This window comes from Streptomyces sp. NPDC056169, from assembly GCF_042268445.1.
Classification (GTDB): domain Bacteria; phylum Actinomycetota; class Actinomycetes; order Streptomycetales; family Streptomycetaceae; genus Streptomyces.
In genome coordinates, this window is the sequence record NZ_JBHJUO010000024.1 from 105260 (window position 1) to 120906 (window position 15647).

15 protein-coding genes are annotated in these 15647 nt (G+C 70.6%); 10 read left to right on the top strand and 5 right to left on the bottom strand.

Going from position 1 to position 15647, the window contains the following annotated elements:
* Positions 1-42: 42 nt before the first annotated feature.
* The 3 genes from ACFC0G_RS33590 to ACFC0G_RS33600 all read left to right on the top strand — a co-directional run bounded on the left by ACFC0G_RS33590 (position 43) and on the right by ACFC0G_RS33600 (position 1487).
* Entirely contained in the window at positions 43-357 is a 315-nt protein-coding gene (locus ACFC0G_RS33590; protein WP_376410834.1) for an SDR family oxidoreductase, read from the top strand.
* 35 nt (positions 358-392) lie between these two features.
* Complete coding sequence (locus ACFC0G_RS33595; RefSeq protein WP_376410837.1) at positions 393-824, top strand: NUDIX domain-containing protein; 432 nt, start codon at positions 393-395, stop codon at positions 822-824.
* 537 nt (positions 825-1361) lie between these two features.
* Positions 1362-1487, top strand: coding sequence for a hypothetical protein (locus ACFC0G_RS33600; RefSeq protein WP_376410840.1), 126 nt, complete (start codon positions 1362-1364; stop codon positions 1485-1487).
* Positions 1488-1740: 253 nt separating this feature from the next.
* On the opposite strand, the gene ACFC0G_RS33605 is transcribed toward ACFC0G_RS33600, so the two are convergent.
* Entirely contained in the window at positions 1741-1905 is a 165-nt protein-coding gene (locus ACFC0G_RS33605; protein ID WP_376410843.1) for a hypothetical protein, read from the bottom strand.
* A 251-nt stretch (positions 1906-2156) separates the two neighbouring features.
* Positions 2157-4373 (bottom strand): FG-GAP repeat domain-containing protein, encoded by a 2217-nt coding sequence (locus ACFC0G_RS33610; protein WP_376410846.1) that lies wholly within the window; start codon positions 4371-4373, stop codon positions 2157-2159.
* A gap of 732 nt (positions 4374-5105) precedes the next feature.
* Between ACFC0G_RS33610 and ACFC0G_RS33615 the strand changes: the two genes are divergently transcribed.
* The 5 genes from ACFC0G_RS33615 to ACFC0G_RS33635 are packed head-to-tail and all read left to right on the top strand — an operon-like array spanning position 5106 to position 11432.
* Positions 5106-7367 (top strand): FG-GAP repeat domain-containing protein, encoded by a 2262-nt coding sequence (locus ACFC0G_RS33615; protein WP_376410850.1) that lies wholly within the window; start codon positions 5106-5108, stop codon positions 7365-7367.
* A 53-nt stretch (positions 7368-7420) separates the two neighbouring features.
* Positions 7421-9703: a VCBS repeat-containing protein gene (locus ACFC0G_RS33620; protein ID WP_376410853.1), complete on the top strand. Its 2283-nt coding sequence runs from the start codon at positions 7421-7423 to the stop codon at positions 9701-9703.
* Positions 9704-9753: 50 nt separating this feature from the next.
* Positions 9754-10425, top strand: coding sequence for an FG-GAP repeat domain-containing protein (locus ACFC0G_RS33625; protein WP_376410856.1), 672 nt, complete (start codon positions 9754-9756; stop codon positions 10423-10425).
* Complete coding sequence (locus ACFC0G_RS33630) at positions 10322-11047, top strand: hypothetical protein (protein ID WP_376410859.1); 726 nt, start codon at positions 10322-10324, stop codon at positions 11045-11047. The genes ACFC0G_RS33625 and ACFC0G_RS33630 overlap by 104 nt, the downstream gene beginning before the upstream one ends.
* Entirely contained in the window at positions 11025-11432 is a 408-nt protein-coding gene (locus ACFC0G_RS33635) for a hypothetical protein (RefSeq protein WP_376410862.1), read from the top strand. The genes ACFC0G_RS33630 and ACFC0G_RS33635 overlap by 23 nt, the downstream gene beginning before the upstream one ends.
* Before the next feature lie 100 nt (positions 11433-11532).
* Here the strand turns inward: ACFC0G_RS33635 and ACFC0G_RS33640 are convergent, their stop codons facing one another.
* A complete protein-coding gene (locus ACFC0G_RS33640) occupies positions 11533-12075 on the bottom strand; it encodes an SMI1/KNR4 family protein (RefSeq protein WP_376410865.1) in 543 nt (180 codons plus the stop codon).
* A gap of 135 nt (positions 12076-12210) precedes the next feature.
* Here ACFC0G_RS33640 and ACFC0G_RS33645 point away from each other — a divergent pair, with 135 nt between their 5' ends.
* Together ACFC0G_RS33645 and ACFC0G_RS33650 are read left to right on the top strand one after the other, a co-directional pair.
* Positions 12211-12747, top strand: coding sequence for a ketopantoate reductase family protein (locus ACFC0G_RS33645; RefSeq protein WP_376410868.1), 537 nt, complete (start codon positions 12211-12213; stop codon positions 12745-12747).
* A 326-nt stretch (positions 12748-13073) separates the two neighbouring features.
* Entirely contained in the window at positions 13074-13931 is an 858-nt protein-coding gene (locus tag ACFC0G_RS33650; protein ID WP_376410870.1) for a hypothetical protein, read from the top strand.
* 367 nt (positions 13932-14298) lie between these two features.
* On the opposite strand, the gene ACFC0G_RS33655 is transcribed toward ACFC0G_RS33650, so the two are convergent.
* The gene (locus ACFC0G_RS33655; protein WP_376410872.1) at positions 14299-14661 is read right to left on the bottom strand and encodes a hypothetical protein; all 363 of its coding nucleotides are present in this window, start codon (positions 14659-14661) and stop codon (positions 14299-14301) included.
* A 598-nt stretch (positions 14662-15259) separates the two neighbouring features.
* Positions 15260-15601 carry a VOC family protein gene (locus ACFC0G_RS33660; protein WP_376410875.1) on the bottom strand — a complete coding sequence of 114 codons (342 nt, stop codon included), beginning with the start codon at positions 15599-15601 and terminating at the stop codon, positions 15260-15262.
* Positions 15602-15647: the final 46 nt, after the last annotated feature.

Below are 15647 nucleotides of genomic sequence, written 5' to 3' on the forward strand. Positions count from 1 at the left end.
GCCGTAGGCGACGGCGATGGCGGTCAGGCCGGCGGTGTGGGTGTGGCGTACATCCTCACCGCCTACAGCACCGCCAAAGCTGGCTTGATCGGCCGCACCCGCTCGCTGGCCAGGGAACCTGGCACCCACGGCATCTGCGTGAACACTGTCGTCCCCGGAGCGATCCAGGTCGCCGCCGAGGACAGTCTCCCCGCCCACCACCGAGCACGGCCCGAGGAACAGATCGCCTGCCAGTGCGTCCCCCGCCGCGGACAGCCCGAAGACGTGGCAGCTGCCATCGCCTTCCTCGCCGGACCCAGCGCATCGTTCATCACCGGCCAGTCGCTGCACATCGACGGCGGCTGGCAACTCCACTGACCACGCCCCGACGCCCAGCCCGGAAAGGGAACCCCATGAAGCAGCGCGTCCGCGCCATCCTGATCACCCCGCAGTTCACCACGCTCGTCATGAAGCGCGTCCGCCCCGGCTCCGACCCCTACTGGGTGATCGTCGGGGGTGGCGTCGAGGAGAGCGATGTCACTCGGGAGGACGCCCTCCTGCGCGAGGTACGCGAGGAGATCGCCGGCGACGCCGAGATCGTCCGCCTGTTTCACGAGATGGAGAACGCCAAGGGAGAGGAGGAGTTCTTCTACCTCACCCGTATCGACACGTGGGACTTCGAGAACCGGACCGGCCCCGAATTCGCTCGGACCGACCGTGGCGAGTACGTCCTCGAAGAGGTCCCGCTCACCACCAAGGCCATCGCCGGCCTGAACCTGCTGCCCGAGGAGATCTCCACGGTGCTGTGCCAGGCCCTTGATCGTGGGGACCTGCTTGCCGCATAGACCGGCCGCTCGGCTGGGCTTCTCTGTTCGCGCTCTGGCCTCTGGCGCTGCTCGCGACGGGCGTGGAGCTGCGGAACTCGATGCCGAACGTCCGAACACCGCGACCTGTACGAGTCGGATTACCGGTCCTGCTCTTGCGCCGAGGTCGCCGGCTCCGCCGACTCGCCGGGGGTGGGGGAAGCCGTCCCGGGCGAGGAGTTCGGCGTAGGCGTGTTCGAAGCCGGTCGGGCTCATGGCCTGGAGCTGCTTGCGCTGTGCCTCCAGTGGGATGTTCGTTCCGTTCTCCAGTAATACTTCGGCGTCGGCCTGGTGGTTGTGGTCCTCGGTCCTTTGTTCCTGCCGCACTCGGGCGATTCCGGGTCTCGTCCGTGCCCAGGCCGCCAGTGTGTGCTTGGTCGTGATGTGCCAGATGGTCTCCGGGCCGTGGCCGCCGGCTGGGGCCTGCCTGGGCGGGTGGGCGAAGTGCCGGTGGGCTTTCCCGCCCGGCCGCCCGCGTGTCGCGAGTGGCACCCGGGTGCCCACGGGGGTCTCGAACCCGTGGAAGCAGGAGAAGCACACCAGCTGGCCCGTGCCGCCGTGCCCGAGGCGCTTCCGGCGCTCCGGCGGTCCCTCGGCGATGTGTACCTCCCGCAGGGTCTCCAGGTCGAAGCCGACCACGAGTAAGTCGTCCTGCACCGCGCTCTCCTGTTCATAGCGGTGCTGCCCCGCCGACTGCGGCCGGGGTGGGTCTTGGTCGTCGAACCCGCGCGAGCGTACGTTTGGGTGAGGGCGGAGCGACAGTCCGCCCATCCCGCAGGGATGGCTTGCGCATTGGCCACGTCATCGGGGCTCCTACAGTGATGAGTCGCCGTTACTGCCCGGAGCGGTCGCCCGGATTGCCGAGCCGTTCCTGTGTCGCGGCCAGGCCGGAGTCGCGTCAGGCCTTCGCGCCGGCGGTGTTGTCGGGCACCGGACGTGTCGCGGCGACCACGAGTTTGGTGTCGGCGTCGATGACTGCGTCCAGAACCGGGCCCGCCTGTTCCGCGTCCTCGACGAACGGCTCGACCGGCTGGAGGGCGCGCCCATCCCGGAGAGGTTGCACCGAGCGGGGGCTGAACTGCCTGCTGGACGGTTGCGCCCGGCGGGGGACCGAAGCCGCCGTCAAGGCCGTCCAGCAGTGTTCCGGCATCAAGGCCGACGGCCAGGTCGGCCGGCTGCGGATTCGCCGCTCGGCTGCGGCGAGCGCCTGGTCCAGCGACAGTCGGGCCGGCGCAACCGACGAGCCGGCGTGGAGTCGGCGGATTGAGGTGCCGTGCTGGATCTTCAGGGGATTCAGGACGGAGCCAGGGGGTCTCAGAAGAGGAGGGGGTGTGGTGCACCCAGGGCGGAGTACGGGGCGCGGCCGGGTGACTGGCGGGGGCCGAGCGGGGCTTTCCAGTCGCCGGTGCCCTTGTAGAAGGTGACCCAGGAGACGCCGTCCCAGCCGTCTTCGGCGATCAGGTCGGGGTGTCCGTCGTGGTCGGCGTCGCCGATGCCGATGATCTGTTGGTAGGCGTTCCAGCCGCCGCCGACCTTTGTGCGGGGTGCGAAGGTGCCGTCGCCTTTGCCGAGGTGGAGCCACAGGACGCCGGCCTTGTCACGGGCCAAGAGGTCGCCGGCTTTGGCGCCGCCGATGTTGCCGGTGGCGGTGAGGAGGTTGTAGGTGTTCCATCCGCCGCCGATCCGGGCACGGGGCGCGAACGGTTTGGCGACGGAGCCCGTGGCTTTGTACAGCCACAGGACGCCCGCCTTGTCGGTGGCGATCAGGTCGGGGCGGCCGTCGCCGGTGAGGTCGGATCCTGCCGCGAGCTTGTCGTAGGTGTTCCATCCGCCGCCGATCCGGACCGGCTTGGCGAGGGAGTGGCCGGTGTTGGGGTACAGCCACAGATCGCCGGTGGTCTTGTTGCGGGCGATGATGTCCGAGTGCGGGGTCGCGTCGAGGTTCCCGGCAGACAGGAGTCGGTCGTACACGTTCCAGCCGCCGCCCCGATCGGTCCGTTCCCAGTACCCGTCGAGCTGGGGGAGGAACTGCCCGACGTCGTAGGAGACCAGGCGGCCTTCGCCGGTTCGGACGAGCATGTCGGGTGAGCCGTTGTCGGAGTAGTCGTGCGCCGCGGTGCCGCTCGTGACCGTCAGGGTGCCAGTGCGCTCGGCCGTGCCGCCGATGCCGCTGGTCGGGGTGGCGGTCATCTTCCACTCGTAGGGGCCGTTGTAGGCGGCAATGCCTGTGCTGAAGGTCCCGTTCCACTCGAAGGCGGCCTCGGTGTCCGTGCCCAGAAGCGTCGTGCCGGCGGTCCAGGTCCTGCCTGTCTGCTTGTGCGTGACGCGCAGGTTCACCAGCAGGTCGCTGCGGCCGTATGTCCACCGCAGCACCGTCTTGGCGCCGGCCGCGCGGAAGTCGGCTATGGCGGGGACCTGCTGGGACACGACCGTGGTCGCCGTGGTCACGCCGTTGGTCGCCAGCAACACCGCGGCGGGCCGGCCGTCCGGCCCGAGCCCGATCCGGTAGACGCCCGTGCCGCGCTCTGGGGTGGTGCCCTGCGCCAGCAGGCCCTGATCGGCGCCGGCCAGGACCTTCATGCCCTTGAGCAGCTTGATCGTGGCGCCGCCCTCCAGGGAGACGGCTGAGAGGTCTTGGTCGCGACCCCCGTACACCGCCCAGTCTCCCAGCAGCCCGATCTGCGCGGTGGTGGAAATGATGGCCGGGTGACGTGTCGCTTCCTCCGTGCCGCGGCGAGCGGTCACCAGGGTGCCGGATCCGTCGGGCCTCTGCTCTATCCAGGCCACATGAGTCGTGGAGACTGCGATGTCGGAGAAGGGGGAGGCGTCGGCCAGCGCCCGGTCTTCGATCACCTTCGCTTCCGCGAGGTCGATGACGGCCAGGCGCTCCTGGGACGTGTGGCCGACGTTGACCTGGTAGTGGACGGCGAGGGTGCCTGGCAGGGAATACCCCACGCCCCTGATCGTCATGTCGGAAGGGAGACCGGTGACCTGACGGTGGATCGTCGTGTCCGCCGACTTGGACAGGAGGTGCAGGCTCTCCTCGTCGGTGCCGATCTTCCAGAGCACGAGCGTCCCCTGTACGAGGATCTTGAAGCTCCTGCCCGTCCCGACGGAGGACGCGTCGATATCGACGGGCTCGCCGCCCGCCATGTCCAGGATCCGGTAGACGTTCTCCTGGGCCCGCACCACGACATGGTCGCTGTCGAGGGCGACGCCGGGGAGGGAGCCGTCGGAACTGGCAGGAAGGGGGGTGGTCGCCCCGTCCTCGGACCGGTGCCATTGGTAGGTGAACTTCGATCCGACGGGTGCGTAGGTCACGAAGCCGGACGGGCCTCCGGCCAACAGATCTGCGTCGCCGGGTATGACGAACGCGCGCTTCTGCTCCTGCGGGGCCGTGGTCGAGACCGGGCCCCCGTCCGCCGTGGGAAGGGCGGCTCCCGGACCGGCTGCCATGGCAGGGCCGGCCGTCGCCGTGAGAACGACGGAGACGGAGAGGGCGAGCCGGCCGACACTGCTTTGGTGCTTCAAGGGTGATTCTCCAGGAGCGCTGCGGTCGTGGCGTCCATGCACCACGATCACAGGACTCACGACAGCCCTCTGGGGTTGTATACGCGTTCGCACTCGGACGTGCGATCTCCAACGATTGGGCGACTACGCGAGGTGGCGACCGCACGCGGACCTGAACCAGACTCGAAGAACTGGCGGTTGTCTTCCGAACTGCTGTACAACCTTGAACGGCCTTCATGAGTCCTTTGGGCGTGGCACACCGACTCGACCACGGACCTCCGGAGGAATCCCCCTTTGAAGCACCTTCGCCGCGCCGGCCGACGCTTCGCCGTGGCCGCCACGGTCCCCCTCGCAGCGACGGCCAGTGCGGCAGTGACGAGCCCGGCGTTCGGAGCGAGCACGGCTGCCGCGGCCCCGGCAGCCGACCGGCAAGAGCCCTTCGGCGTGCCGCCGGGCACCACGGCGTTCGCCGGTGCACCGACCGGTTTCCGGACGGAGCCCCGGGCCTCGGTGACATCGACGGTGACAGCCTGAACGACCTGGCCGCGAACGGCACGCCCACCAGCCCCGATCCGGGCCTGCTCGTCCACCGCGGGACGGGCCGGTGGCAGACCCCCCTCGGCCCCGTCGAGTACGCGTCCGCGGACTGCACGGCTTGGCCGCACGACATCCACTGATCCGCGTCAAGTCCGCCGGCTCCGCGGACTTGCCGATGCCCTCACCCTCCTCAGAACTCGGAGAGAACCCACCCCCGTGAAGCACCACAGACGCATCACCCGGCGTCACCTCAGCGCCTCCGTCGCCGTCGCCCTCGCGGTGACGACCGGGGCGCTGACGGCTCCGGCGGTCGCCGCCGGGCAGCCGGCGCCGCCCGCCACCGCCCAGGAACCGGCGGACGAGCAGGCACCGCTCGACATCCCGGCCGACTCGAAACTGCTCAGCACGGGTCCGACCGGAATGCTGACCAGCACGGGCCGGCAGGCGGACACCTCCGTCTACCGCTGGACGCCTCACAGGGGTGGCGCCACCGTCACGCTCCCCGCCGGGCCCAAGTGGGGCAGCACGGGCACAGACCTCGTCGTATCCAAGAGCGGGGACGTGTACACGCTCACTGACATGAGTGGGGAGTCGGAGCCGGTCGTCATCGACGTATCGGGGCTCGGCACTCCCGGCGAGCCCTACCACCTGCGCCGGGTCATCGGCACGACGTTGCTGATGAGCCACTACACGAACTCCCGGTGGACGCATCACCTGGTGTCCGTGGTGGACGGCCGGACCGTCGATCGCCCGGTCGCGGAGCCGATCGGCCGGTTCGACTACGGCCTGCACGACGCCGGGCCGGGGCGCATCGTCCTCAGCTACGTGGTGTCCGGGGCGGGCTCGTCCACGCGGCGGTTCTGCCTGGTGGACGCGACGACCGGCGAGGTGACCGAGAACTACGAGGCGGGCTCCGGCTCGGAGGGCGTCGGTTCGGTCGCGCGGACCGCGAACCACCTGGCGTGGATCGCGTGGGGCGAGACTCCGATGCTGAGGGGCATGCTCCGAGGCACGCAGGACGTCGAGCGGATACCGCTGACGACCACGGGCGAGGCGAGCGGGGTCGAGGTCCGCCCGCTCGGCGACTGGGCGCTGTACGCCCGGCCCGGCGGGGGCACGGCCTACACGGGGGCCGACCCCCTCCACGCGCTCACCGCCCGCTCCCTGACGACCGGTGAGACGTTCAAGGTCCTGGACCATGTGTCGTCGACCGCCTACGACCAGGACGGGAACCTGCTCGTCCTCGGAGGCACCCTCGCGCAGGGCGAGGGCCTGTACCGGATCGCCCCCGCCGCGGCCACCGGCAAGCCCGCCGCCATCCTCGTACGCGGCTCCGGCCGGCCGACCGCCCTGGTCGTGGAGGCGGAGACCCTGCCGCCGGACGGCACCTTCGACTTCGACCGTGCGGGCGGGCAGCTGACGGCCGGGATGACGCTAAGCCGCCCCAACGCGGACATGACCCTGAAGCTGACGCACACCGCCTCGGGCCGGATCGCCGAACCGTACATTTACTGGCCGGGCGGAGACCTGAGCCGGCCCACCGCCACCTGGAACGGGCGGTTCGGCGACGGGTACCCGGCCTACGACGGCGCCTACACCTGGACGCTGACGGCCACACCCTCCAACGGCATCGGTCCGGCGATCGAACGTAGGGGAACCTTCACGCTCACCCGTGCCCCCAGGCCGCGCGATTTCGACGGCAACGCCGCCCCGGATGTGCTGATCCGAGAGTTCGGTTTCCTCTCCTCGTACGACGCCCGGCAGATCCTCGGCCTGGGAAGCTGGGAGGACGCGGACGAGACGCGGATCGGTCGCGGCTGGAACGCGTACGACCGGATCACCCCCACCGGCGACCTCGGCGGCACCCGTCACGGCGACCTCGTCGCCCGCGACGGGGCCGGTGTCCTCTGGTCTTACGCAGGCCGGGCCGATGCCAGGGCTCCGTTCGGCACCCGCGTCCGGATCGGCGGTGGATGGCAGGCGTACGACAAGCTCGCCGGCGGCTCCGATCTCACCGGCGACGGGCGGAACGACCTCCTCGCTACCGACAAGACCGGCGTCCTCTGGCTCTACCCCGGCACCGGCAGCACCACCAAGCCCTTCGCCACGCGCAAGAAGATCGGCAGCGGCTGGGGCGTCTACAACCAGCTCACCGCCACCGGGAACCTGGCAGGTGGCCCGGTCGGAGACCTCGTCGCCCGCGACAAGGCCGGAGTGCTCTGGCTCTACCTCGGCAACGGCGACGGCACCTTCGCGCCCCGCACGCGGATCGGCGGCGGCTGGGGGGCGTTCAAGAGCGTCGTCGGCGTGGGCGACGCGGACGGCGACGGACACAACGACCTGCTCGCGCACGAGGACGTCGTCGGCCAGTACCCGCTGTTCCACATCTACCCGGGCACGGGCCAGTGGAAAGCACCACTCGGATCGCGGGAGACCTCCGTCCCCCAGTACGAGAACTGGGACGGCGACGTCTTCTGACGACCCGCCCCATACCCCTGCTCCCGCACCCACTTCAGAAGGAGTCCCCCCCTGTGAACCGTCAGGGACCCACCCCCTCACGCCGGCTCACCACGGTCGCCGCCGTCGTCCTCAGCATCACCGCCGGCAGTCTTGTCGCCCCGGCGGTCGCAGCCGCCCCGGCCGTGCGGACAGCACCGGCCGCGCCGGCCCCCGCCCCCACGACGGCGTTCTCCGTCCCGGCCGGCACCACCGTCCTTGCCAGCGGGCCGAGCGGATTCCTCACCTCCCACCCGCAGGGCACGGCCACCACCCATACCTGGGTACGGCACGACGGCACCCCGATCCCGCTGCCCGCGGGGCGGTATGAAGGGAACCAGGGCACGGACCTCGTCGTCCGGATCGACGGGCCGCGGCACACCTACCTCGACCTGGCGTCCGGCACGGCCCGAGAGGTCGTCTCCTACAGCACCGCGGAACTCGTCGGTACCCCCGTGCCCGTGCTCCACCAGGGCACCAGGCTCGTCGTCCGTACGTTCCCGACCTCGACCACCGGGGCCGAGCTGCACATCATCGGCAAGGACGCCGAAGGCCGCACCACGGACGTGCCCGTGCCCGGGGTGCCCGCAGAGGAGATCGTCGGGATCGAGAACGCTGGGCCCGACACCTTCCTCGTCCGCTCCTACTCCACCGTGGGCGGGGTATGGAGCCAGAGGCTGGCCGTCGTCGACGTGGCCTCGGCATCGGTGGTGGAGACATACGACCACATCTACGGCAGGGGTACGCCGCTGCCCGCCGCCGTGTCGGCGGCCCACGTGGCGTGGCTGGAGCCGGAGAACCACCCCTACCCCACGGTCCTGGGCACGGCGCGGCGGGGCAATTCCGGCATCGCCCGCACCGACCTGCCAGCCCCGGCTGCCCCGGAGACGAACAGCACCATGACCGTGCGCATCGTCGGCGACTGGGTCGTGTACGCCGCGCTCGGCGGAGGAACCGCTCCGCGCACCGAGACCCTGCACCAGGTGACGGCCCGCTCGCTGACCTCCGGTGAGACGGTCCCGCTTCTCGCGCACGCCTCGGCCCTGGTCGCCGCCCCGGACGGCTCGCTCCTCGCCTCCGGCGGCACACTCGACCGGGGTGAGGGCGTGTACCGGATCTCGCCCGGCACGAACGACGAAACCTCGCCCACCGTCTCGCTCCTGGCGACGGCCGGCGCCCCGACCACCCTCGCCGTCACCACCGAGGACGCCCCGGCCGGAATCGTGGACCTGGACCGCGCGGGCGGCACGCTGAAGCCCTCATGGACGCTGAACCGGCACAACGCCGAGGCCCGCCTGGTCATCAGACACACAGCTTCGGGCCGCGTGTGGACCTCCCCGGCCCTGGCTCCCCGGACGCCCGCCCAGCCGTTCACCTTTACCTGGAACGGCTCCTTCGACGGCAAGTACCCAGCGTTCAATGGCGCCTACACGTGGACGATGACGGCGAAGCCCGCCAACAGCATCGGGCCCACTCTCGTCCGCACCGGATCCTTCACCATCACCCGGGCGGCCCGGCCTCACGACTTCGACGACAACGGCAGCCCCGACGTGCTCGTCCGTGACGCACAGGGCCGCCTGGCACTGTACGAGGGCCGCCAGTACCTCTCGCAGCCCTACCGGGAGAGCGACCCGCCGTCCCTGCCGCCGACACCGCTCGGCACCGGGTGGAACGCCTACGACCGCATCACCGCCACCGGCGACCTCGGCGGCCCCCGCCACGGCGACCTCTTGGCCCGCGACACGACCGGCGTGCTCTGGCTCCACCAGGGCAACGGCAAGGGCCTCGCACCCCGCGTCCGGATCGGCGGCGGCTGGCAGATCTACGACCAGCTGGCGGCCGGCCCCGACCTGACCGGCGACGGGCGGAACGACCTCCTCGCTACCGACAAGACCGGCGTTCTCTGGCTCTACCCCGGGACCGGCAGCGCCACCAAGCCCTTCGCCACCCGCAAGAAGATCGGCACGGGCTGGGGCGTCTACAACAAGCTCATCGTCCCCGGGAACCTCGGCGGCGCCGCCCACGGCGACCTCCTGGCCCGCGACAGGACCGGCGTCCTCTGGCAGTACCTCGGCAAGGGCGACGGCACCTTCGCACCCCGCACTCGGGTCGGTCCCGGCTGGAACGGCTTCTCGGCGCTGATCGGCATCGGCGACGAGTTCCCGCGCGACGGCATCGGAGACCTGGCTGGCATGTACTCGGGATCGGTCTGGCGTTTGTACGGCGGCACCGGGGACTGGCGCGCCCCCTTCACCTACCCGCAGGACGCCGGGGCACTCGTCCCCCTGCCGTACGCCCGTCCCTCCGACGTCTACTGACCTTGCCCGTACGACCTCCTCACCGCCCCTGGAAACCTCGGCGGCGCGGCATGGGCGACCTCCTCGCCCGTGACCACGACGGCGTCCTGTGGCTGTACCTCGGCAAGGGCGACGGTACGTTCGCGCCTCGGACGCGGGTCGGCGGGGGCTGGGGCACCTACGACCGGATCGTCAACATCCGTGACGTCGACCGGGACGGGCGTTCCGACCCGATCGCCGAGAGCGGCACCGAGGAGTACGCCCTCCTCACCGTCTACAAGAGCACCGGCAACTGGAAGGCCCCTTCGGCGCCGGCACGGAGCTCAGCACCGGCGCCCCGCACTCGTACGGCGTGCACGGTCGCCCTTTCCGGCGGCCCCACCCGCCACAAGGAGGGTGAGACCGAGGTCTACACGTGGACGCGGTACGCGGACGGGATCCGGACCCGGCTGGCGGGCGGGAAGTACGGGGCGGACCCGGGTACGGACACCGTCGTCCGGACCGACGGTACGACCCGTACGTTCCTCGACATGGCGACGGGCGAGGAGCTGGTCTTCGTACGACCTCGCCGCGCACGGCGAGGCCGGCGCCATCGCCTCCGTCGCGTACCGGGGGACCACGCTCGTCGTGGAACGAAGGGTGGACGGGAAAGGGGAGGTCCACCTGATCGACAAGGACGACCGGGGCCAGGACGTGGACCGGAAGGTGACCGGCCTGCCGGAGACCTGGTGGTGGCGGGGTGAGCAGCACACGGATCCCAGCACGCTGATGATCCGTGGCTTCGTGAGCTCGGACGGGACGGGGGGCCAGAAGCTGGCTTTCGTGGACCTTGCCACGGCCTCGGTGACGGCGACCCACGACATCCTGAACGCCACGGACTGGATCACCCCTGTCGGTGGCTCCCGGACCCGCGCGGTGTGGCAGGAGAGGGACGCCACCGGGAAGACGGTCCTGGCGGTGGCCCGGCGTGACTCCCTCGAGGTCGCCCGCACGACCTGGGCGAGGGAGGTGAGGGGGGCGCCGCTGGCCCTCGGCATCACGGACGACTGGGTCGTGTACGGCAACTCCTGGGCCTTCGGTGCCTGGAACGCCGAGGGACTGCGCGACCTGACCGCCCGTTCGCTGACGACGGACGAGTCCTTCCCGCTCCTCGCGCACGCCACCTCCGTCGTCCAGGCAGCCGACGGCGGTCTGATCGCGACCGGCGGCACGGTCGAGCACGGCGAGGGGGTGTACCGGATCACGCCCGGCGCGAACGGCAGCGCCGGCCGTGTCCGTCCTGGCGACCACCGGCGTCCCCACCGCCCTCACCGCCCGGTCCGAGCCCCAGGCGCCGTCCGGCGTGGTCGACCTCGACGCGGCTGACGAGAAGGTGCCGTTCAGCTGGACGCCCGACCGGCCCGGCGCTCTCGTCACCCTCAAGGTGGTCCACACGGCCTCGCGTGCGACCGGCACCCTCAGGGCCTGGCAGGAACCGGGGGGACCGAGCGAGTTCCGGCTCGACTGGGACGGGTTCCTCAGCAAGTTCCCGGCCTACGCGGGCGCGTACACGTGGACGATGACGGCCGAGCCCCGCAACGGCATCGGTCCGGCCGTCGAGCGCACCGGCTCGTCCGTCGTCGCCCCCCGCGCACCCCGCCGGCACGACTTCGACGGCAACGGCTCGCCCGACGTCTTCGGCCGCTCCTCGGCCGGCTTCCTCTCCCTGTACGCAGCGGCAGTGCCCGGACGCCGACCGCATCGAGCGTGAGCTTCTGGACCTTGAGTTTCGGCCTGAGGCAGCGTCCTCGAACTCCGCTTCAACAGTTCAGTTCCATCCCGTCCTCACGGGCCGGGGAGGCCTGTGAGTTTCACTGCTCGTCGCGGAAGTCCCTGTACTCGTCGTTCATCAGATCCCAGAAGGGTGGGTAGCGGACCGCGCCGGGCAGCCAGTGGGCGAGATACCAGGCTTCCCATTCCCCGTCCGGGGTGAGTACGCAGGGGTTGAGAAGGTAGATGTCGGTGGCGTTCGGGGTGTGGCTGATCTTCAGGGTGTGCGGAAGGTATTCGGGCCGCAGGCTGGTGGGGGACTGGTCCTCGCCGTAGAGGAAGTACTCCTCGTCACCTACTCGCTCGGTGTCCCGGTATCTCTCTGTCCAGTTGGTGACGAGTTCCAGGTCCAGGTCCCGGGTCCATCCGACCTCGTGGACCGGCAGGACGCGGTGGATGTCCGGGGTGGTGCTGAGCCAGCCGTTGCTGGTCAGTAGGAACTGCCGGTAGCTCGGCGGCAGAACGGTGCCCAGGCGCTGTTCGAGGGTGCTGAGTTCCTCGCCGGTGGCTCCAGTGGCCCCCAGCCATCGGGCCCTGCGCACAGCGCCGGGAAACGGCTCGGCCAGTTCCTGTTCATGCAGCACGGGGTCGAGCCACTCGTCACTCCACCGTTGCAGCAGATCCCGCCATGCGTAGCGGATCCCATCATCCTGACCTGGTGTGTTTCCCATGGCGGAAGATTAACGGCGAGCACTGACGCGCCCTCCGGACTGGGGATCGTGCAGGGTCTGCCCAACGATCTACGCCGCAGACTGCCGCCCACGACCAGCACGAGCCCACCGGCAGGCCGGCGCACCAGCCCCTTCACCGCCCTCGAACTGGCCGCCCCGCTCGCCGACCTCGCATCCCACCTTCGGTACGCCGGCCTCGACGTGACCCTGCGCACCGACGAGAGCACGATGCTCTGGGACAAACTCTCCTTCCTCGCCCCGTTCGCCCTGCTGACCACGCGCTACCAGTCCGCTGTGGGCGCCATCCGCGACGAGCGGCGGTCCGAACTGCTTGCCGTACTCGACGAAATCACTGCTGTGGCCCGCGCCGCGGGCACACCGGTGACCGCCGAGGCCGTGCTCTCCTTCTTCGACCGGGCCCCCGAGATGATGAAGTCCTCGATGCAGCGCGACGCGGAGAACGGCCACCCGATCGAGCTCGACGCCATCGGCGGGGCTGTCCTACGGGCCGCGGCCACTCACAGGATCGAGACCCCGGTTACCGCACGTCTCGTCGCAGAGCTGGTTCCCACAGCAAGTCAGTAGCAACACCGGCCCGTACCGACGGCGGCGGGGGCACCTCGTCAAGTGCCGACAGTCCAAAGCCATACACAACACCCCGGCGTGTTCACCGCCCGCGCAGTGTGGTGTGGATGTCGAGCAGGTCACCGAGGCGCTGTACGGGTTGAAGCCGTCGGAGTTCACCGCGGCACGGGATGCGTACGTAGCCGAGGCGCGCCGGGAGAAGGAAGCGGCCGCCGCTATGGCGCTCGCGGCGCTGCGGTGGCCGGCGCTCGCGGCGTGGGCCGCGAACCTGCTGGCCTGCCAGCGGCCCGAGGAGACCGATCGAGTCGGACGGGCGCACCGAGCGCGTGCCCGCGGTGGTGCGGGACGTCGTCGTCGAGTCCGGCACGCGGGCCCGGTTCTCCGTCGACGGGGGCGTCGGGCGCATCCGGGTCGCGTTCGTCCTGCCGTCGCTCGGTTCCTCTTGGCCGTGCTGGGATCGGTCCCTGACGTTCGACGGGAAGCCGCTGTACCGCGTCGGCTCGTTTTGCGACACGTGCGAGCTGGGCCTGACGCTGCTGGTCTGGCCCGGCGACCAGGCGGCCCGGATCGCGGCCCGCATGCGCGGCCGGCTGGGCGCCCTGGACCGGCTCGGCACCGCACTGTTCGCCGGATGGAGCCTCGTGCTCGGCGAGTTGGAGACCGGTCACTACCGCGCCCTCCTGCTCGACCTCCCACTGGAGCGAGTGTCCGAGCCGGCTCGGTCGTGGTGGTACCGCCGCGCGGCCGCCCGGGTGCAGGAGGACGACGACTCCGCACTCGACGACCGTCCTGAGGGCCACTGGCCCGGCGTCGGGCATTTCCAGCTCACCGCGCCCGTTCCGGGCGGCCGGGTGCCGTCCACGTACGGCGCGATCCTGCCCTTGCAGCCGCCGGAGACGCTCGACCCGGCGACCGTCGCCCGGCACGCGGCCGCCATTACGGCGGGGAAGCGGCCCTCAGCCGTGGTCCTCGGCTGGATCGTCGACCGGTACGTGGAGGCCCGGCACGAGGAGCGGTGGCTGGTCGGTGTGGTACTGGACGGCCATCACCGGCTCGCCGTGTACGCGGCCGCCGGGGTGCCGGCCCGGGTACTCCTACTCGCCCGCGCGGGCGAGGGCGGTGTCGCAGACGGCGGCCTGGAGGGCCTGGCGGAGGTGGCCGCGGCGTACGGCTGCCGGGACTGACGGCGCCGTCACCGCCGGAGGTGGCAGGTGGCGGCGCGCCGTCCCGTTGCCGTTCAGTACCGTGCGTACGCGGTGGCGGTGCGGTCGCTGCTCAATCCGGTGCCGAGAGCGAAGCCGGCCGCCTTCTGGCAGTTGTCGCACACTGCGCGATGTGCCGGGATGGCCCGCCCCCGACGGCATTTCGGCGCACAGCGTGACTGTCGTCGCCGGGACGCTCCACCCGGTCCCGGAGGCCACCAACGAAACGATGGCCTTGGGCAGCGCTACGACGCTGCGGTGAGAGCTCCCGCCGATGAGGATCTGTGAGAACGGCTCTGTCCGGGGTTCCGTGAATGATCTTGTGGTCAGGCGGGGTCGCCGGGGCCGGTCACGCCGGCGTTTTCGGGTCCGGCCGTCCCAGGATCTCGGCCAATGGAGTGCCGGTTCGCGCGGCTTCGATGTGACGTGCCCGCAGTTGGGCTCGGGTGCGGGGGCGGAACTTGGGTTCCTTGCCGCAGCCGCAGGGCTCCCGGCCTTCGTAGCGCAGTCCGGCATTCAGGACCGCTGCGACGGCGGTCCATGCCTTGAGGTCGCGGCGTCGTGGTGCCGCGAAGTCGCGGCCGGCGCAGACCATGGGCTTGGAGCATCGGGGGCATCGGTGCTCGTCGAGGCCCGGGTGCTGCTTGCACGCGACGCGGCACGTTACGCAGACGTAGTGCAGTTTGTAGGGCTTCTCGGCGTAGTAGCACACAAGGGGCGACCGTACCGGGCAGTGCGGCGGCTGACGAGACGGTTTCATTACCCGGCTCGTGGACGGGCCTTGAGCCTCTGTCACTCTTCGGGGCGGGCGCGGCCGGATTCGTCAATCAGCCATGAGCGCGCAGTCTCCTCGATATAGGGTGATCGATCATTATCGCTCGCAAGTGGGCACCCTGCCCGACCGACCGGGGGGTGCGGCCGCCACGCGGTATTGCCCCGGCCCCGACCGGGAGCAGGCTGTCTTGGAGGATCCGCCGGTTCCCAGCCGTATGTGAACGGCCCGGAGGAGCCAAGCTCCCCAGTCGGACCCAGCCGAAGGCCGCCTGCCTTCGAAACCCGGGCTCTGGCGTAACTTCTGTGGTGGCTGCTGGTGCCCGATGCCTCAGGTGACCGGGCATCGCGAATCCCCTGGATCACGCCTGACGCTTCGCGGCGCCTCTTCACGGAAGTTGAGCCAGAGCCGAAGCCCGTGAACAACTCGGCCCCGGCCTCGAGGACGTCCGGCGCACCGTGCTCACGTCCCAGCCATCACGAGCAGGGCACGAAACCCGGACTCGTCGCGGGATGAGCCGACGAGCTGAGCAACAAGGTCAGGGGCCGACGTACTCGAAGACGCCCCCATACGGGTGCCGCAGCACCGCTCGGCGGCCGTTCGGGGTGGGCTGAATGGGCATCACGATGTCGGCTCCTCCCGCCTCGGCCTGCTCTACTGCGGTGTCCAGGTCGGCGACGGTGAGAGTCGCCGCCACGCCCGCGACGCGCTGCACCGCCTCATCAGGCCCGGCATACAGGAGGAAAGGTCCGACGCCGGCCAGGGTGACCCCGGCGAAGGCGAACCGCGATGCGCTGCTTCCGGTCAACCTCTCGTAGAAGGGAATAGCCGCATCCAGATCCTCCACGCGCTGTCGCACGAGCACTGAATCTATGGCCATGATCAACACCTCACATCTTCGTACGCGCCCGCGAAGGTCATCCTGC

Excerpts from the sequence above, each read along its gene's own strand:
- ACFC0G_RS33595 (WP_376410837.1), top strand. The coding sequence starts at position 393 with ATGAAGCAGCGCGTCCGCGCCATCCTGATCACCCCGCAGTTCACCACG.
- ACFC0G_RS33625 (WP_376410856.1), top strand. The coding sequence starts at position 9,754 with ATGGGCGACCTCCTCGCCCGTGACCACGACGGCGTCCTGTGGCTGTAC.
- ACFC0G_RS33660 (WP_376410875.1), bottom strand. The coding sequence starts at position 15,601 with ATGGCCATAGATTCAGTGCTCGTGCGACAGCGCGTGGAGGATCTGGAT.